This window comes from Sodaliphilus pleomorphus, from assembly GCF_009676955.1.
Classification (GTDB): domain Bacteria; phylum Bacteroidota; class Bacteroidia; order Bacteroidales; family Muribaculaceae; genus Sodaliphilus; species Sodaliphilus pleomorphus.
The window spans coordinates 1,473,466-1,492,500 of the sequence record NZ_CP045696.1; the positions used below are offsets into that span (position 1 = coordinate 1,473,466).

A 19,035-nucleotide genomic window follows, 5' to 3' on the forward strand; every position below is an offset into this window, starting at 1 on the left:
TTCTGTTTCCTTGAAATTAGACACGCCCAAGAGGTTGAAAAGGAAGCCACTGCCCATAAATTTCCTAAATTTGCGACGAACCAACAAAACCATTAATATTATGAACAAAATTTTTCTGACCGGGCTTATTCTACTTTTGACAAGCCTCAACATCACATCAGCTCCTGTCACACCCGGCAGGGCCAAGGACATTGCAGCGCAGTTCCTCATCAAGGCTGCAAAGGCCAAGGGACACAACGTAGCTCCAGCCCCCGCGACGCTCTCGCTTGCCTACACAGGCATGGACGCCAATGGCCAGGCCACGCTCTACGCATTCAACCGCCGACCCAACGAGGGATTTGTGGTCATTGCCGCCGACGACCGGGCACCCGAGGTGCTCGGATATGCCGACCAGGGAACCTACGACACCGCCAGCATGCCAGCCAACATGAAATGGTGGCTCGGCCAGATGGAAGCGCAGATGGCTTACCTTATCACGCACCCCAACATGACCATGACCAAACCCCGCCACGCAGCAACGGTGGTGAAACCCCTGCTCGGGGAGATTGCTTGGGACCAGACGTCGCCCTACAACCTCTTATGCCCCTATATCTCCTACTATGACAAAGACGAGGAGGAAAACGTGAGCGGACGCGCCCCCACAGGCTGCGTGGCCACAGCCCTGGCACAGGTGATGTACTACTGGAAGTATCCTGCCGCATCCACGGGCAGCATTTCCTATACCACGGCCACGGCCAAAAAAAAGGTCAGTGCCGACTTGAACACGACCTACGACTGGAGCGTGATGACCCCGAAATGCAACAAGTATAGCGACGATACCACCAAAAACGCCATTGCAAAGCTCATGTTCAACGTCGGGGCTGCTCTCAAGAGCGACTATTTGCCCAATGGCACCGGGGCCTTCGATGTGGATGTGGTCCCCACCATCACAAAATATTTTGGCTACGACAAGGGAGCTCGTTATGTCCCGCGCGACTACACTCCTGCTGCCGACTACGAGCAGATGCTCATCGACGAGATTGAAGCCGGCCGACCCGTGCCCTACGGCGGTGTGACCAAGAAGCAAGAAGGCCACTTCTTTGTGCTCGATGGCATTGATGCCGACGGCCTCTACCACATCAACTGGGGATGGGGCGGCATGGACAACGGCTACTTCCTGATCTCCTCGCTCCACCCTGATGAACAAGGCACTGGCGGCAGCGCGTCGAGCGATGCCTTCAAGTATCACCAGCTCTTCATCGCCGGCATGCAGCCCGATCATGGCGGAACGGCCGAGACGGTGTGGCAGCTGAGCTACGACAAAGTGGGCGATATCTCCGGCACCTTCAACCGCAACAAAGCAGTGAAAACCACTGTCTACGGACTAACGAATATCTCATCCACCTCTGACACCCTATTCTGCAAGCTCTACTGGACACTCATGACGCCCGACAGTGCCGTCGTATGGCAGTCGCCCATAATGTCAGACACTCTGGGCCTCTATGACGGGTATAGCAAAATCACGCACAAGATCTCCATCCCCGACAGCATCAAGGCTGGAGCCTATCTGCTGGTGCCCTCCTACACCATCGCCAACGACAACTACAGCAAGATGCACTTCATGCACGTGCTCGCTGGTGCCAACAACTGCTACCGACTGACCCTGACCGACAAAGACATGACATGGCAGACCGCAGGCAGCCCGAAGGTCTCGGTCGAGGCTATCACTCCCGACACCCTCGTCGCCGGACAGACCAATCACATCTCGGTCACTTTCAACAACCAGGGCGGTGACTACGTGGGCGACTTGCACTTACAGCTCTATGTGAACGGGAAACGCAGGGTCTATCCCACTCAAACCACCGAGGACCGCATCGTGGCCATTCCCGGGAATGCCATCACCACCATAACCTTCGACGAGCCGCTCAAAAACAACCTTGTCAACGACAACGACTACGTGATAAGGTTCATCGGGGAAAGTGCCGAAGAAGATGAAGACGGGTTCAAGTCCGACATCGAACTGGCTGTAGCCCACATCGCCGTGAAAGGTGTAGAGAAACCTGCCGTGTTGTATATTGAAAATGAGCTTGAGCTCCTCAACGACTCCAACGGTGTCGTCCCCTTCAACAATATTGTCGTGCAAACAACCATCAGCAACGAGGGAAATGATTTCAACGGCCCGCTCACGGCAGTCTTCTACGACGAGGACGAATGGGATGAAACCGAGCGAATCAACACCCCCTCCATCACCATTCCATCGGGCAGCACGGGCACCAAGTTCACTTTTACTTTTGCAATGGAGAAGGCTGTACAGGGCCACAACTACAGTTTATCGCTCTACAACCCGCAATTGGAGGAGTCTTTGTTGCCAAGCTACAGAAACGAGGTGACCTTTGTGGCCGGAGCACCCATCGCTACAGGTGTGGCACAGCCCGTGGCCGACGACATGGTAAGCTTCGACGGCAGCCAGATAAGTTGCCAGGCACTGCACATCAGCCTCTACAACATCGTTGGCCAGCTCGTAGCATCGGTCAATGGGTCAACACTGTCGACTGCAGGCCTGCCTCAGGGCAACTACATCTTGCGCGCCAAGACGGCCCAGGGCATTGTGACAAAGAAAATAATCATCCGCTAATCTAAATATCAATTCTATTTTTCATCATGAAAGCAAAAAACATGTTTGTTGCTATCAGTCTGGCCGCCATGCTGCTTAGCGGCATGGCGGGCATGGCGGGCACGTTCGAGGCCTCACACTACTCGGCAGTCCTTCAGGGCTCGTGCATCTACGCCAAGTCATGGGACAGCGACGAGGGCTACACCCCCATGGGTATCTACCAGATGAGCGAGAGCGACACGTTTGCAGTGGTTCCGTTCCTAATCACCAAGAAAGTGATGTACAGCAACGGCGGCGGTGCCTTTGTGGGCGACGACTTCTACTGCGTGTGGAAACAAGAAGACCCAAGTTCGGGATACACCGTAACCCAGGTCATAAAGTGGAACTTGAAAACGGGCGAACGCGAAAACCTCGGTGTATGCGACAACAATCTCGCAGCCACAACGGCAGGCACTGCCATCGACCCGCAGTCGGGCAAGGTGTACGGCATCTTCTGGAACTCGTCCCAAAAAAGTGCTCGAGAACTCGGCATCGTTGACTATTCCAACAAGAAACGTACCACTATAGCCACCATCGGCAAGGCGCTCTATGCATTGTGCATCGACAAGACCGGGCAGATGTATGCCATCGATGGCGACGGCAACCTTGTGAAGATAGACAAGTCCAACGGCGAAATCGCTGTTGTAGGCCCAACGGGCATCAAGCCCAAATACATGCAGGCAGCCGTGGTCGACACCTACACCAACAAGATGTATTGGAACGCCATCACATCAAAGGATGCCTGGATTTGCGCTGTCGACCTGTCGACGGGTGCCGCGACCAAGCTGGCTCACCTGAGCGACCAAAACGAATTCTCGGCCATGCGCGTCCTCCCGCCGGCAGCAGCCGACAAGGCTCCCGCTCCTGTCACCAGCCTGAAGGCCAACTTTGTCGAGGCCAATACCACTGGCACTGTATCCTTCACAATGCCCACCGAGGCTTTCGACGGCACTCCGCTTGCCGGCACACTCGCCTACCAGATATCCAATGCCGACGAGAAGCTGCTTGAGGGCACTGCCTCGCCCGGACAACAGGTGAGCGACCAGGTCACGACTGCCCAGGGCATGCAAACCATCACCGTGGTGGCAGTCAACAACCAGGGCATCAGCCCGAAGCAAAGTGTCGAGAAATATGTGGGCTACGACACGCCCACTGCCCCCACCGGCGTCGCGCTCACAATCGACGAGACGGGCCAAGCCTCACTCTCGTGGCAGGCTCCTGCCCAGGGCGTGCATGGTGGATACATCGATGGCCAGCACCTCACCTACAACGTCGCTCGCCAGCCCGACGGAGAAACCATGGCAACAGGATTGACGGCTACGCAATGGACCACAACGCTCGGCCAGGGCTATGCCAATGCCTACAAGTATAGCGTCACAGCCAGCAATCACGGTCTTGAGAGTGAAGCAGCAGTCTCCAACCTCGCCGTATATGGCAGCGGTCTGGAAATTCCGTGGAGCTGCACCTTCGACGACGCATCTTCGCTCGACCTCTTTACCATCATCGATGCCAACGGCGACGACCACACGTGGAGATGGACAAAGTATCACGAGGGTGCCGCCTACTACATTTATAGCAAAACCAATGCCGCCGACGACTGGCTCATCTCGCCACCCCTGGCCTTGAAGGCCAACAAGGACTATATTGTGAAATTTGACAACGAGGTGCTGAAATCCATATACCCTGAAAAGATGGAGCTGCGTTACGGCCAAGGACTCGACACCGCCGACTATAAGGTGGTGATGCCGGTCACAACGTTCACCAACGCAGAATACAACACCAACGCCTTTACTATCGTTCCAGAACAAGACGGCGACTACCGGCTGGCTTTCCACATCGTGAGCGATGCCAACCAGGGCTCGATGTCGATCGACAGCCTCCAGGTAGACTATGCCCCCGTATCGGGCGTCAAGACAGTGACCGCCTGCGATAGCGAAAACGACAATCTCACCTTCGATCTGTGCGGGCGTCAAGTCGACGGCAACAATTTGCAGTCGGGCATCTACATCCGCAATGGCAAGAAGGTGATCATCGTCAAGTAAACACGTTTGCGATTCCACCTTACTGGCCTGTTTTTAGCATCAGCACATCATCGCAGATTCTGGAAAAAATAGATATATAGCACACCACAAGCCAACGAGGTGCACTATCGAGTAGGAGGTAAACACTAATCATAGGGTGTTTATCTCCTATTTTCGTGTTTACCGACCTCTCACACCACCGTACGTGCCGTTCGGCATACGGCGGTTCTTAACGCGGGTGCTTTTTTCTCGTAATATTCCGTAAGCGTGGGATAGTGCGCTCGTTTCAAGTTCTCATTGGATATAGCACGTGTAAGTATGGGGCTATGGACGGTGCGCCAATAGCCTTTTCGGGTATTTGCCCACTGCCATGCCTGCCATTTGGCGATGCCACATCTTTGTAGGTTCTTGAAGCGTGTCCGCACTCGTTTCCAGCCTTTCCATATACACATGCGTATGCGACTACGCAACCATTCATCGGTTTCCCTTAGAAAGCACTTCTACGAGTTCGTCTCCAACTATCCCAATCAAAGTAGGCGCTCCCTCATACCTTTCGCTTTCCGAGCTATTCTTCCGAGGGCAGCTTTCTGTTGTTTTCGGCTTTTCTCCTTTCATCGGGTAAATAAAGTTTTGCTCGTGTGGTTAAGTTTTGCCCTTCGTCTCCGCCCACGAGCTTTAAGGCGTTGACTACTATGGCATCTGCTGACTTCTGTGGGTTCGTTGTTACTGCTTGCCTTGCGGCTCGCCCCACAGACCTCCCCGATTAAGAACATAATCTTTCAGTCTTATACTCCCTTGATTTACTCGCGTCAGTCCGGATAGCTATCGGGCTTTGGTTTGTTTAGCAACCTTACCCCTGACTTTGAGCCTTGTATCAAGTTTCTGTGCGTGGAGCCAGACTTTTGTCCTTAGCTTCCTTCCGATTCTCCTCGCGGTCAACACCGTTGCTTCGGACTATGCGCTTCCCGCTATCGGGGCACGCTCGGGACTTGCACCCATTAGATTATGCCCATGTCGGGCGAACCAAACGAATTGTCCTCCTAAGTCGGGCAATTTTACAGATAATAATTTTAATTTGTCTAAATAGTAGCAATATATGCCAATTATTCATTTTTCTGATTGATTATCAAGATAAAACATTATATTTGTAGCATTAAATGTTTTGGAATAATGGCAAAGAACAATATAGACTTATCTGTAGTCCTTCATGATAATAGTGACTATAAGGACTGGCTTGTAGAATTGAAAGAAAGATTCTACAGCCATCGCCTCAAAGCATCGTGTGCCACCAATGGCTACTTGTTGGACTTCTATTGGAAGTTGGGACGAGACATTGAAGCTAAGCAATATACTAATACTTATGGCTCTGGATTTTACAAAAATCTCAGTCAGGACTTGAAGAACGAAATGCCAGGGGTGAAGGGATTCTCACCTATAAACTTGCGCTATATGAGTAAGTTTTTCAAACTCTATGCTCCTCTATATAGAAATATTCCGCAGACTGCGGAACTTTTCTCTGATTCGTTGTCAGACTCAAATGTTCCGCAAGTTGCGGAACAATTTGAAAAACGTCAACAGCCTGTTGATGATTTCAATTTGCTTTTTCTTATTCCTTGGGACCACCATCGTCGTATCATAGATAAGTGCAAGGGCAATATGGATAAGGCTTTGTTCTTTGTAAGAAAGACTTGGGAGAACAATTGGGGGCGTGACGTTCTGCTCAACTGGCTTGACACAGACCTTTATGAGCGTGACGGCAAGGCTATCACCAACTTCCAGGCTACGCTTCCTGCTGTACAAAGCAACTTGGCACAACAGATAACCAAAGACCCTTATCAGTTGGACTTTCTTAACTTAAGGGAGAAATATGACGAGCATGACATTGAGGAAGAATTGGTGAACAATGTAACACGTTTTCTTTTGGAACTCGGAAAGGGATTCTCTTATATGGGCAGACAATTCCGCTTGGAGGTAGGACAACAGGAATTCTTCCCAGACTTGCTGTTTTACAATGCCCACCTCCATGCCTATGTGGTCATTGAGCTAAAAGCCCAGTCGTTCCATCCATCATTCCTGGGGCAACTAAGTTTCTATGTGTCAGCCGTCAACCATCAGTTCAAGACCGATATAGACAATCCTACCATTGGTTTGCTCATCTGTAAGGACAAGGACAACGTAGTGGCTAAATATGCCTTGGAGTCATACAAGGAACCAATGGGTATATCAGAATATCAACTGTCAAAGCTCTTCCCGAAAGACTTCAAATCTTCCATGCCGACTATTGAGGAATTGGAAAAGGGTTTGAAAGATAATCGAGAATAACGAGCCAAGATGCTTAATATGAATAAAGAAGAAATAAAACAAGAACAAAATAAAGGGCTGATAGCTCGCATATTAGGAGGAACACCCACTATTTTACAGAAGGTGTTCTTTATACTTATGGCATTTAATATTAATTCTTAGGTTGTTATTTTCAATTAGTACAATCAGTGCTCCGAAAATAGACAATACCGAATTTTGCACTAATGAGGATTTGGTTGGCCATTGGACTTTGAATGGTGGAGAAAGACAGATCAATTATCCTGAGATTGAATTTTTCAATGATAGTACGGTGGAATTGTACTCACGAGCTGATACCCTATACAGATATACCTATTGTTTGCAAAATGATTCCTTATATCTCAATGACATAAATGGAAGACAATACGTAAATAAAATCAATAAAGTCGATGACGAAACCATTATGTTTGAGGGTATCGCAGATATTAAAGGCATACAGATTTATATCAAAAAACAATGAGCAGCTAATGCAAAATAAATGGAGCAAACACCTTCTTGGTTCTGCCGAAAAACCATGGTTAACCTTTGTGCAGTATAGCATTCTACATTCTGACAAATTAACAATTATACGCGCCCTAACACTCAATACCCCAGCCCGCGTGTGAGGGCGGAGTGAAATTTTTTTTTGCGGTATCGGTTTTTAATCGCTACCTTTGGAAGCGTGCGCGACCGAGCCGCGCTCACCCTATATGACAAAAACAAAAAACCCTTTTTTATTCACCATCAACTCACAAAAATGAACAAAAAGCTATTACTACTGTCACTCACTGTGGCGGCTTGCACCCTCCAGGCAAGCGCCATCGGCACAAGCGGCAGGGCTGGCAGGGCTGCTGCCGGCGACGACGACATCATCAACCCGCCCTACACGCTCAACCTGAAAAGCGAGACCGAGCGGGCACGCTACACCATCATCGATGCCAACGGCGACGGCAACACCTGGGTGGGCTACAGCTTTGCCTTCCGCTGCTACACGCAGGGCGAGCTGCCTGCCGACGACTGGCTCGTCTCGCCAGGCATCGCGCTCACCCAGGGCAGCACCTACACCATCACCTTCAAGGGGCACAACCGGCAAAGCGACAAGCCCGAAGTCTACACCCTGCTCGCGGGCAGCAAGCCCGAGGCAGCCGCGCTGACCGACACGGTGGCCCCCACCGTCACCTTTACCGCCGTCGAGACCGAGGAGTACACCACAACCTATCGCGCGCCGTCGACGGGCGTGTACTACTTTGGCTTCCACTGCACGTCGCCCGCGGCCAGCGCCTCGGCCTACCTGGAAGCCTGGTCGATAAGCGCCCCTGCCGGCAAGGCCAGCCCCGACTCGGTGACCGCCCTGCAAGTCACAGCCGGCGCCCGTGGCCAGATGAGCGCCACCATCGCCTTCACCACACCCGTAAAGAATGCCGACGGCTCGGCACTGACCCAAATCGCCACTGCCACAGTCACCAACCTCACCACCGGCAACACGGTGGCCACCCTCACCGCCCCACAGGCCGGCAAGCCGCTTTCGGTCACCGACCAGGCCCCTGTGAACGGCAACAACAAGTATCGCGTGGTGTGCGCCTCGGCCGAGGGCGAGGGCATCCCCGCCGAGGCATCGGCCTATGTGGGCATCGACACGCCTCTGCCCGTGGGCCGCGGCAACTGGACGCAACAGGGCACGAAGGCCGTGCTCACGTGGCCTGCCGTGTCGACCACGGGGGTGCACGGCGGCTATGTGAACCCCGACGAGGTGACCTACAAAATCGCCATGATGTCGCCCGAGCCCCAGGTGATCGCCACTGGCGTGAAAGGCACCACCTATACCGACGCCACGCTGGCGACGCTCCAGGGGCAAACGTTCCTGTACTATGCCGTGTATCCCGTGAGCAAGGCTGGCACCGGAGGCGGGTCGCCCACCTTCAGCGGCACCTTCGGCACGCCGTTTGCCACCCCGGCAACCGAGTCGTTTGCCGGCGCCCAGCTCACCCACTCGCCCTGGTATGTGGTCGACTATGCCGGCGACGAAAACTCGTCGTGGGACATCGTGGCACAGAGCACCTCGCCCGCCATGCAGCCGCAAGACAGCGATGGCGGCATGGCCGTGATGCACACCGCCGACGACGGCGACCACATGCTCACCTCGCCCATGTTTGCCCTGGGCTCGGCTGTGAGCCAGCTCAAGTTCTACGTCAACAACTACGCCTTCGACAACCGCCTGCGCGTGTTCATCTCCGACGACCGCGGCCACTCGTGGACGCAGGTCCACGAGGTGGGCATGACCGGAAAGGCGTGGGAGGAGCGCACCGTCGACCTGGCCGACTATGCCGGCAAGACGGTCAACATAGGCTTCCGTGGCGAGGTGCTGGCCTACAACAACCCCATCATGCTCGACAACATAAGCATCGCCACCACCCAGTCGGGCATCACCGCGACCACGACAGCGCCCCAGCTGCGGCTCGACGGCCGCACACTCACAGCGCCCGCGCAGCAGCACCGGCTCACGGTCTACAGCACGAGCGGGCACACTGTGGCCACAGTCGCCCCTGGCCAGCCCGTCGACGTGACGCTGGCCCCCGGCATCTACCTCGTGCGCACCGGCGCCGTCACCACCAAGCTCGCCGTGCGATAACCCCCACCCCCGCCCACATGGCAGCCATGTAGCGAAATCGCTTGGCGGCGGTGGCCTTACGCTTCAAAAAAAAGTGGCATGTGTGCCACTTTTTTTTCTATATTTGCATTTATGAATGCCGCAGGTCGGCCTCTCAAGTGAGAGACACCTATGGTCTTTCCCCACTTTTCTAAACAACCAATATTTCACATGAGTTTTACTGAATTACGCAAGAAGATATTCAACGGGAAGAATCCTAAGTTTGTGTACTACGCCGAGGCCTATGCCAAGCTGCACCTGCCGCGCTTCGTGCTGCGCCCGCGGGTAGAGGATCTCGACCGTGAGCTGGCGCGCCGCCCCGATCGCGACCACATCGTCGACCGGGTGAACTACTACTGCAAGGCCAGTGCCTACCCCGGCACGAGCCACCAGCAGTGGCTGGCGCAGTCGACCGAGCTGTGCCGGCAGCCGCTCACCCACCAGAAGGTGTACTACCTCGACTCGATGTGGCTGGCGCGCTTCTTCGATCCACACTTGCGGTGGCACCTCGAGGAGGGCGATGTCGACTATGTGCCGCAGGTGCCGAGCATCGTCAAGAGCCGGCCCATCGCGGGCGACAACAGCCGCTCGACGATACTCAAACTCGACCTGGTGCGGCATTTCATCTTTGTCAACGACCACACGGCATGGCGCGACAAGCAAGACCGCGTGGTCTTCAGGGGCAAGGTGAGCGGCAAGGCGCCGCGCATTGCGTTCTTGCAACGCTGGGCGCAATCGCCTCGCGTCGACGCCGGCTCAGTCGACCGGGAGCAATCGCAGTATTCACGACCTAAGCTCACGCTGCGCGACCACCTGCGGTTTCGCTACATCATGGCCATCGAGGGCAACGACGTGGCCTCCAACTTGAAGTGGGTGATGTCGTCCAACTCGATTGCCGTGATGCCGCGGCCCACGTGTGAAACGTGGTTTATGGAGGGCAGGCTCAAGCCCGACTATCACTACATCGAGGTGAAGCCCGACTTTTCCGACCTCGAGCAACGCCTCGACTACTACTCGTCGCACCCCGACCAGGCCCAGGCCATCATCGCCCATGCCCACGAGTGGGTGGCACAATTCCGCAACGCGCGCCGCGAGCGCCTCATCGCCCTGCTGGTGCTGCGCAAGTACTTCGACGCAGTGGCCCAGCTGTGATCTATACACACCCCCTGTGATGCAGCCATGGCAGTGCACGTCCCCAATGAGATGGGTGTGCACTGCCATGAGATGTGATCGAGTGCGCGTGGGGGGCAGCCCTCAGCGCTCGCGGGCCTTGCGGCGCTCCTCGGCAGCCTTCTTGCGGGCCTTGGCTTCCTCCTGTTTCTTCTTTTGGTAGGCCTTGCGCTCGGCCTCGCGTTGCTTCTGGCGCTCCTTGCGCTCGCGGGCTTTCTGCTTCTGGGCTTCTTGCTTGGCCTTGATTTGGGCTTTGCGCTCTTGCTCCTTCTGCTTGCGGGCCTCTTCCTTTTGCTTCTGAGCTTGCTTCAAGGCTTCCTCCTTCTGCTTGCGCGCATTTTTTTCGGCCTCCTCGCGGGCTTTTTGTTCGGCTTTGGCCGTCTTCTCGCGGGCCTTAGCCTCGCGCTCGGCCTGCCGCTGGCGCTCTTTCTCGGCGGCTTTCTGCTCACGTTCCTGCTGTTTCACCTCATCGCTCTTCTGCTTCAACAGGCGGCGGGTGTCGTCCTGCGGCTCGGCAGCCTTCTTGTTCAGGGCTGGCTCGGCCTCGGGGCGGGTTGTGGTGGCTGGCTGCTGCATGTCGACTGCCGTGTCTACGACTGCCGTGTCTACGCCCTCGATGTGCGGTTGCTGCGTCTCGATCTCGCGGTGCGGGTATTGATATTGCTCCTCGATCACCGAGTCGGGCACGGTGCCGTCGTCGATCACCAGGTCGGGATTGTCGGGGATCACGGTGGGCAGCTTCGACTTGGCAATAGAGTCGGCACGGTGCTTCTGCTCCAGTCGCTCACGCTCGATGCGGGCCTTGCGCTCGGCCTCCTGGCGGGCTTTCTCGGCCTTGGCACGGCGGGCAGCCTCTTTCTTCGAGAGCTTCTCGGGCTTGGCCGGGGCAACCTTGGCGGGACGCACGCTCTTGACAGGCTGGGCAGGCTCGAGTGCCGGCTTGCCGGCAGCAGCAGCTGCAGTGGCAATCGAGTCGTCGTCGACAGCGGTTGCGGGTATGCGGTCGGCCTGCTTCTTGTCGTTCTGCTCCTCAAGATACTGGAAGTAGTCGGCAAACGTGCGGCCCTCGTTGACGAGCAGGTTGAAGTTGTCCTCGCTGATGAGCACCTGGTGCACCTCGCGGGGCAGCTGCAAGCCCTTGTCGGCCTCGAGCGTGCTGCGGTATTGCAGCAGCTCCTGATAGTTGGCAAATCCCTTGACCACGAGCAGGCCCATGCTGCCGAAGGTCATCGGCTCCAGGTCGTAGTCCTTGATTTTGTAGGTCTTGAAATTGTGGCGTGCCACCTCATAGAGCAGCTGGTTGCTGCTCACCGAGTCGTTGTCGAAGGCCAGCACAAAGAGCTGAGCCTTGCCGCGAGTCTCTGTCAAGGGCTTGAAGGCGGCCTTCTCGCCAGCCTTGCCGGTGCTGTCGTTGCCCAGCTTGAACGACGACCAGTCCATGCCGCGCATGTTGCCGCCTCCCGCGCCGGCGAGCTTGCGGCCGGCGTTGAGCTCCTTGAGCATGCCCGATGCCGTGGGGGTGATGTCGGTCTCGGGATAGCGCTCGAGCAGCTCCTTGAGCGTTGACTTGAATTTCTCGCTGTTGCGCTGGGTCACATAGGCAAGGGCGTCGATAAACATGAACTTGGGCATGAGCTTGGAGAGCGGGTACTTGCGCATCATCTCGGCATAGGCCTCATGCACGGCGGCATTGTTGTTGCTCAAGTAGTTGCGATAGGCCTCGGCATACATTTGCTCCTGCACCTTGCCCATGTTTTTCAAGTTGTCGATATAGTTGGGGTCCTCGAGCGCCATGCCGTATTTTGAGTCCTTGAAGTCGCTCAAGATGAGCTGCCGGTAGGTCTCGGCCTGTGCGGTCATGTTCTGCCGCATGTAGAGCAAATACAGGTTGTAGTACACATCGAGGCGGTAAGTGTTGTCGGGGTAGCGGTCGAGCAGCTGCTTGAACTCGTAGGCCGAGGCGTCGTAGTCTTCAAGCTTGTCCTTGAGGATGAGGCCCATGTTGTAGAGGCCCTCTTGAATCACATCGTTGGCCGTTGCCACCTGCTCGGGGGTGCTGGGTATCTGCTTGAGGTAGTATTCCTCGTAGTGGGGGTCCTCCTCGCGCTTGAGCTTCTCCTTGTCGACCTTGGCAGTGTCGCCCGGGGCGCCGCCCTGGGTGGTGTCGGCCGAGGCGGCGGTGTTCTCCTCGTTGTCGCCCTCGAGCGAGAAGGTGTTCTTGTTGCGGCGGCGCCAGTTGTCCTCGAGCTTGCGGTTGCCCCATTGCTGCTGGAAGGTGGTCTTGCCCTGGTTTTTGGCAGCCGTGTTGTAGAAGTACCACGACTTGTCGGTGTTGAGGGTGTATTGCGTGGGAGCTGCCGAGGCACCCTTGTTAGTACTGGTGCGGCCGGCTGCGTTCTGCTGGGCCAGATATTCCTCGCGCTTGGCGTTTTCGGCCTCTTCCTTTTCCTTTTTCTTGAGCTCGTCGATGATTTTCTTTATCACCTTTTTCTGGTCGGCCAGGGGCAGCTTCGACAGCTTGAGCAGCGAGTCCTGCAGGGTCACGTTGCCCGAGTACACCGAGAGCTCGTCGAGCACGTCGCTGCGCTTCTTGATTTCCTTGTAGTTGGGATACTCCTCGTTGATTTGCGACACGGCCTCGCTGTAGCAGGGCTGGGCCAGGTCATACTTGCGCTGGGCAAAGTAGATGCCGCCCAGCCTGAGCTGGCTTATGGCCTTGTCGATGCCGTTGCGCGTGCTCTTCTTGGCCGCCGTCACATAGTTTTCTACGGCCCGGGCCGTGTCGCCGCGCGAGAGATAGAGGTTGCCTATGGCATAGTATATCTGGTCGAGATACTCCTTGTTGCGGTCGTAGCGGGTCATGGCCTTGAGCGACTTCACCTCGCTCTTGATGTCCTTGCCCTGGAACACGGCACTCTGCTTGATGCGCGCATTGAACTTAGTGCGGTAGGTCGAGCCCATGCTGCTGCCGGCCCGCTTGTAGGCCTGGTAGGCCAGCTGGTTTTGCCCCGTCTCCTCATAGAGCTGCCCCAGCAGGAAGTTGAGCCTCACCTTCTGCCCGCCGTGCTGCCCGTGCAGTGCAGCGCTCAGGTGGGGAATGGCCTGGGCATATTTCTTGTCTTGGATGTAGTAGTCGGCAAAGGCCAGGTTGGCCAGCGCCAGCAGCCGCTTGTCGTCAATCTTGTCGATGTGCACGTGGGCAAGCACGTTGTCGGCCTCGGTGGTCCAGCCCATGGCGCAGTAGCTCAAGGCCTCCCACAGGTTGCACTCGAGCTGCAGCTCGGGCTTCCAGGTGAAGTGGCGGGCGATGTAGTGAAAGGTGGCACTGCTGCTCAAGAAGTCGCCCTTCATGTACTCGGCCTTGGCCAGCATGTACCAGGCGTTGTGCAGAAACGGGTTGTACTCGTCGCGCTTCATCCACTCCTTGTACTTGGGGTCGTTCTGCTTGCCGGCTTTCTTCTTGGGCTTCTTCTTGATGGAGTGCAGCGAGATGGCTTTCTCCATCTTCTGGATTGTGCGGTCAAACGAGCCGCTGGGCTGCGGCGACTTGGGGTGCTGGTAGGCTTCGGCCGGGTGAATGAACAGGCGCTGCGAGTAGTCGTCCTGGTAGTTGTTCTCCAGCAGTTTTATCTGCTCGTTGTAGTTGGTCATGCCGTTGTAGTACACGTTGTAGCGCGTGTTGAACGCTTGCCAAAAGCGCGAGCCGGCCGTGTTTTTCTTGGCGCTGCACGCGCTCAGCAACACGGCCGCAACGGCCAGCCACAGTATGTAAGCCCTCGTTTTCCTCATGAAGATATCATTTTATTAACGTCGCGCCTGTGCATTTTATTGCCTGCCCACTTGAGGCAGCGCGCCACGGCATAGGTGGCGATGAGCACCACCACTATCGTGGCCGACACCGGGGCGCCCACCCAGCAGCCCACGGTCAGCCCCAGCACAGCGCCCGCCACGCTCACTACCACCGCCCAACCCATGATGGGCAGCAGCCGGCGGGCCCACAGCTCGGCCGTGATGGGAGGCAGGGTGAGCAACGACATGAGCAGCATGATGCCTATGAGCCTGATGGTGAGCACCACACACACACTCACAAGCACGGTCATCAGCAGGTTGACGGCGGCCACTGGCAGACCCTGGGTGCGTGCAAAGTCGCTGTCGAAGGCACATGCCACAATGGGCCTGAAAAACAAGGCCATGCACGCAACGAGCACCACGAGATACAGGGCAAAGGCTATCAGGTCGGGGGTGTCGATGGTGAGCACGTTGCCGAAGAGGAAGCTCGTGAGCTCGGGCACATAGCCGGGAGTGACAAAGATGAAAATGGTGCCCAAGGCCATGCCCAGGGCCCACACCACGCCTATGGCCGAGTCCTCGCGCACGTGCCCGCTGCGCGTGAGCCACTCAACGCCCATGGCAGCGGCCACGGCAAAGGCGCCTGCTGCCACCACTGGATTGAGGCCGGCATAGAAGCCCAGCCCCAAGCCGCCAAAGCTGGCATGGGTGATGCCGCCGGTGATAAACACCATGCGCCGACTCACCACATAGGTGCCTATGATGGCCGAGGCTATGCTCACGAGCAACAGGCCCGCCAGGGCGTGCTGAAAAAATGTGTAACTCAGTATCTCCACTTGTCAATTGCTGGTTTTGGCATCGTTGTAAAGGGCGATAAACTCGTCGCGTATCGAGGTGGGCAGCACAATGCCGCGCTTGGTCACGCTTTGCTCCCAGCCCAGCATGTCGGCGGGCTTGAGCGTGTAGAGCACATCTCTGAACTGCTCGATCTCGGCCTCGGTGTAGTCGCGGGCGCCGCGGCCCTTGAAGGCATCGAGTTCCTCGTCGTCGTAGTACACGATCTCGTTGCTCACTGCACACTGCATGATGGCCTCGCTGGGGCACAGGTCGTGCAGGGCACAGGTGGTGTCGGCACAGGTGGGCGTCGCCGCCGGCTGGCCGCCGCCAGGCTCGGCTGCCTGCCCGGGGTGCTTCTTGCGGCTGCGCAAGTCGAGCAGGTAGAGCACCACGCCCACCGCCACCATCAGGCAAAATATGTAAAATGCTGGTATCATCGTTATGCTTGTTCTATTTTAAATCCTGCTTGGCGCAGGTGTTGCCAGAATTGCGGATAAGACTTGCTCACGACCTGGGCATCGTCGATGACCAGGCCAGGAAACTTCACGGCCGCTATGGCCATAGCCATCGCCATGCGGTGATCGCAGTAGGTGGCAATGTGCGGCACGGGGGCGGCGGGCAGGGTCGTGCTGCCGTCCCAGCACAGGGCCTCGTCGCCCTCGGCGTGCACCACATAGCCCAGCTTGCCCAGTTCGGTCTGCAAGGCAGCCAGCCGGTCGGTCTCCTTGATGCGCAAGGTGGCGAGCCCCGCGAGGCGGTAGGGGCGGCCCAGCAGGCACAGCGTCACGGCCAGGGTCTGGGCCAGGTCGGGCACGTCGGCCAGGTCGACAGTCACAGGCCCGTCGGGCACCACAGCAGCCGTACCCAGGTCGAGATAGCTGCCGCACCAGTTGCCCGTCACGCCCAAGTCCCACATGAGCCGGGCGATGCGGCTGTCGCCCTGGCAGCTGTTGGCTTCCAGGCCCTTGAGGCTGATGCGCGACCCCGGCAGCACGGCCTGCAAGCCATACCAGTAGCTGGCCGCGCTCCAGTCGGCCTCGATGCTGTAGTCGCGAGGCTGGTAGCTGCCGGCCGGCACCGTAATCACGTTGCCCTCGACACGCGAAGCGATGCCGAATTGCTTCATCAGGCCCAAGGTCATGTCGATGTAGGGGCGCGAGGCAATGTCGCCCTCCACCGTGAGCTCGATGCCGCCTATTGCGGGGGCAATGAGCAGCAAGGCGGTGACGTATTGCGAACTCACATTGCCCGCCATCCTCACTCGGCCGCCATGCAGCTTCCTGCCCTCGATGCGCAACGGGGCACAGCCCTGCTGGCCGGCATAGTCGATGCTCGCGCCCAGCTGCCGCAAGGCGTCGACGAGCACCCCTATGGGCCGGTGGCGCATGCGCTCGCTGCCGTCGATGGTCACATCGCGGCCCTCGCAGGTAGCCAGGTAGGCCGTGAGAAACCGCATGGCCGTGCCCGCAGCGCCCACGTCGACCACTCGGGCATCGGGGCTGGCCAGTGCGCGCTGCACGGCCGCAGTGTCGTCGCACTGGGCCAAACCGTGCACCTTGCAACGGCCGCCGCACAGCGCATCGATGATGAGCACGCGGTTGCTCATGCTCTTGGACGCGGGCAAGTCGATCTCGCACGCGATGCGCGACGGTGCAGTGAGTTGAATATTCATGTGCCTCTCTATTTTGCGTTTTATCCACAAAGTTAGCAACATTTTCACGATTATCAGTCATTGCGACTCCCATTTTGCATCACAATGGGCCGCCGGCACGCAACAGGCAAAAAAAAGGTCACCGTCGCAATGGCGGTGACCCCACGAAAGGATATAATTATCTTGTTTTATTATTCTGTCGCTCTTTAGAGTTGAGGACCGGCAGCAACAAGTGCCTTGCCAGCCTCGTTGTCCTCGTATTTCACGAAGTTCTTGATGAAGCGTGCAGCCAGGTCCTTGGCCTTCTCGTCCCACTGCTTGGCATCGGCATAGGTGTCGCGTGGATCCAGGATGTGGGTGTCGACGCCCTCGAGCTTGGTAGGAACAACGAAGTTGAAGTAAGGAATGGTCTTGGTGGGAGCTGCATCGATCGAGTGGTCGAGAATGGCGTCGATGATGCCGCGAGTGTCGCGTATAGAGATACGCTTGCCCGTTCCGTTCCAGCCAGTGTTCACCAGGTAAGCCTTGGCACCGCTCTTCTTCATGTGCTCAACCAGCAGCTCGGCATACTTGGTGGGGTGCAGCTCGAGGAAGGCCTGGCCGAAGCAAGCCGAGAAGGTGGGAGTGGGCTCGGTGATACCGCGCTCGGTACCTGCCAGCTTAGCAGTGAAACCGCTCAGGAAGTAGTACTTGGTCTGCTCAGGATTCAGAATCGACACAGGGGGCAGCACGCCGAAGGCATCGGCGCTCAGGAAAATCACCTGCTTGGCTGCAGGACCCTGAGAGAACGGACGCTGTATGTTCTTGATGTGGTAGATAGGATAGCTCACGCGAGTGTTCTCGGTCACGCTCTTGTCGGCAAAGTCGATCTTGCCGTTCTTGTCGACGGTCACATTCTCGAGCAGAGCGTCGCGAGTGATAGCGCCGTAGATGTCGGGCTCAGCTTCCTTGTCGAGGTTGATCACCTTGGCATAGCAGCCGCCCTCGAGGTTGAACACGCCCTCGTCGTCCCATCCGTGCTCGTCGTCGCCTATGAGCTTACGCTTGGGGTCGGTCGACAGTGTGGTCTTGCCCGTGCCCGACAGGCCGAAGAAGATGGCCGTGTTCTCACCGTTCATGTCGGTGTTGGCCGAGCAGTGCATCGAAGCAATGCCCTTGAGAGGCAAGAAGTAGTTCTGCATCGAGAACATACCCTTCTTCATCTCGCCGCCATACCAGGTGTTGATGATCACCTGCTCTTTGGTCGTCACGTTGAACACAACTGCAGTCTCGCTGTGAAGTCCCAGCTCCTTCCAGTTGGTCACCTTGCCCTTAGAAGCGTTGTAGACAATGAAGTCGGGCTCCTGGTCAAACTCCTCCTCGTTTTGAGGACGGATAAACATGTTGGTCACAAAGTGAGCCTGCCATGCCACTTCCATGATGAAACGCACTTTCATGCGCGTGTCCTTGTGCGTGCCGCAGAAACCGTCAACCACATAGAGCTTCTTGTTGCTCAGCTCCTTCTTGGCGATCTCCTTCACAGCAGCCCAAGTCTCCTTGCTGGCACGGTGGTTGTCGTTGTGATAGCCCTCGCTGTCCCACCACACGGTGTTGTGAGAGTTCTCGTCGTCTACAATGAATTTATCTTTAGGTGAACGGCCGGTGAACTCACCAGTCATCACATTGATAGCGCCCAGTTCAGTTTCCTGACCTTTGTCATAGCCAGTCAAGCCTGGCTTAGTCTCCTCGTTAAACAGTACCTCATAAGTAGGGTTGTACAGAACCTCGGTAGTGCCCGTGATTCCGTATTTCTCTAAAACTGACTTGTCAAACTTTGCCATTTTTAATTGAAATTTAAGTTGTTAGATGTGTATGTTATTTACTAATTTTCTTTCTCGTCTATAATTTCGACTGCAAAATTACTCAATTATTTTTCCTTGCAACAATTTAATAAGGAAAAAATTCCATAATGTGCCAATATTATATTTTT

The 19,035-nt window shown here is 56.3% G+C and carries 10 protein-coding genes and 1 pseudogene; 5 read left to right on the forward strand and 6 right to left on the reverse strand.

Going from position 1 to position 19,035, the window contains the following annotated elements; genetic code table 11:
* Positions 1 to 100 precede the first annotated feature (100 nt).
* Entirely contained in the window at positions 101 to 2,614 is a 2,514-nt protein-coding gene (locus tag GF423_RS06065) for a C10 family peptidase (RefSeq protein WP_154327512.1), read from the forward strand.
* A gap of 26 nt (positions 2,615 to 2,640) precedes the next feature.
* A complete protein-coding gene (locus GF423_RS06070; protein ID WP_154327513.1) occupies positions 2,641 to 4,674 on the forward strand; it encodes a choice-of-anchor J domain-containing protein in 2,034 nt (677 codons plus the stop codon).
* 170 nt (positions 4,675 to 4,844) lie between these two features.
* Here GF423_RS06070 and GF423_RS14180 read toward each other — a convergent pair.
* Positions 4,845 to 5,153: pseudogene (locus GF423_RS14180) on the reverse strand (group II intron reverse transcriptase/maturase); the annotation flags it as partial.
* A gap of 670 nt (positions 5,154 to 5,823) precedes the next feature.
* Between GF423_RS14180 and GF423_RS06075 the strand changes: the two are divergent.
* The 3 genes from GF423_RS06075 to GF423_RS06085 all read left to right on the forward strand — a co-directional run bounded on the left by GF423_RS06075 (position 5,824) and on the right by GF423_RS06085 (position 10,771).
* Positions 5,824 to 6,975 (forward strand): PDDEXK nuclease domain-containing protein, encoded by a 1,152-nt coding sequence (locus tag GF423_RS06075; protein ID WP_154327514.1) that lies wholly within the window; start codon positions 5,824 to 5,826, stop codon positions 6,973 to 6,975.
* A gap of 754 nt (positions 6,976 to 7,729) precedes the next feature.
* Positions 7,730 to 9,601 (forward strand): choice-of-anchor J domain-containing protein, encoded by a 1,872-nt coding sequence (locus tag GF423_RS06080; protein ID WP_154327515.1) that lies wholly within the window; start codon positions 7,730 to 7,732, stop codon positions 9,599 to 9,601.
* A 189-nt stretch (positions 9,602 to 9,790) separates the two neighbouring features.
* On the forward strand, positions 9,791 to 10,771 hold the full coding sequence (locus GF423_RS06085) for a glycosyl transferase family 90 (protein ID WP_154327516.1): 981 nt from the start codon (positions 9,791 to 9,793) through the stop codon (positions 10,769 to 10,771).
* A gap of 102 nt (positions 10,772 to 10,873) precedes the next feature.
* On the opposite strand, the gene porW is transcribed toward GF423_RS06085, so the two are convergent.
* The 5 genes from porW to pckA all read right to left on the reverse strand — a co-directional run bounded on the left by porW (position 10,874) and on the right by pckA (position 18,886).
* Entirely contained in the window at positions 10,874 to 14,578 is a 3,705-nt protein-coding gene (gene porW / locus GF423_RS06090) for a type IX secretion system periplasmic lipoprotein PorW/SprE (RefSeq protein ID WP_154327517.1), read from the reverse strand.
* On the reverse strand, positions 14,575 to 15,414 hold the full coding sequence (locus GF423_RS06095; RefSeq protein ID WP_154327518.1) for a metal ABC transporter permease: 840 nt from the start codon (positions 15,412 to 15,414) through the stop codon (positions 14,575 to 14,577). Before GF423_RS06095 ends, porW begins: the two co-directional genes overlap by 4 nt.
* A gap of 3 nt (positions 15,415 to 15,417) precedes the next feature.
* Complete coding sequence (locus GF423_RS06100) at positions 15,418 to 15,852, reverse strand: hypothetical protein (protein ID WP_154327519.1); 435 nt, start codon at positions 15,850 to 15,852, stop codon at positions 15,418 to 15,420.
* Between the two features lie 2 nt (positions 15,853 to 15,854).
* The gene (locus tag GF423_RS06105) at positions 15,855 to 17,087 is read right to left on the reverse strand and encodes a 3-phosphoshikimate 1-carboxyvinyltransferase (RefSeq protein WP_154327520.1); all 1,233 of its coding nucleotides are present in this window, start codon (positions 17,085 to 17,087) and stop codon (positions 15,855 to 15,857) included.
* 185 nt (positions 17,088 to 17,272) lie between these two features.
* Positions 17,273 to 18,886, reverse strand: a complete 1,614-nt coding sequence (gene pckA / locus GF423_RS06110) for a phosphoenolpyruvate carboxykinase (ATP) (RefSeq protein WP_154327521.1) — start codon at positions 18,884 to 18,886, stop codon at positions 17,273 to 17,275.
* Positions 18,887 to 19,035 lie beyond the last annotated feature (149 nt).

Excerpts from the sequence above, each read along its gene's own strand:
- GF423_RS06065 (WP_154327512.1), top strand. The coding sequence starts at position 101 with ATGAACAAAATTTTTCTGACCGGGCTTATTCTACTTTTGACAAGCCTC.
- GF423_RS06080 (WP_154327515.1), top strand. The coding sequence starts at position 7,730 with ATGAACAAAAAGCTATTACTACTGTCACTCACTGTGGCGGCTTGCACC.
- GF423_RS06105 (WP_154327520.1), bottom strand. The coding sequence starts at position 17,087 with ATGAATATTCAACTCACTGCACCGTCGCGCATCGCGTGCGAGATCGAC.
- GF423_RS06070 (WP_154327513.1), top strand. The coding sequence starts at position 2,641 with ATGAAAGCAAAAAACATGTTTGTTGCTATCAGTCTGGCCGCCATGCTG.
- pckA (WP_154327521.1), bottom strand. The coding sequence starts at position 18,886 with ATGGCAAAGTTTGACAAGTCAGTTTTAGAGAAATACGGAATCACGGGC.
- GF423_RS06100 (WP_154327519.1), bottom strand. The coding sequence starts at position 15,852 with ATGATACCAGCATTTTACATATTTTGCCTGATGGTGGCGGTGGGCGTG.
- porW (WP_154327517.1), bottom strand. The coding sequence starts at position 14,578 with ATGAGGAAAACGAGGGCTTACATACTGTGGCTGGCCGTTGCGGCCGTG.
- GF423_RS06075 (WP_154327514.1), top strand. The coding sequence starts at position 5,824 with ATGGCAAAGAACAATATAGACTTATCTGTAGTCCTTCATGATAATAGT.
- GF423_RS06085 (WP_154327516.1), top strand. The coding sequence starts at position 9,791 with ATGAGTTTTACTGAATTACGCAAGAAGATATTCAACGGGAAGAATCCT.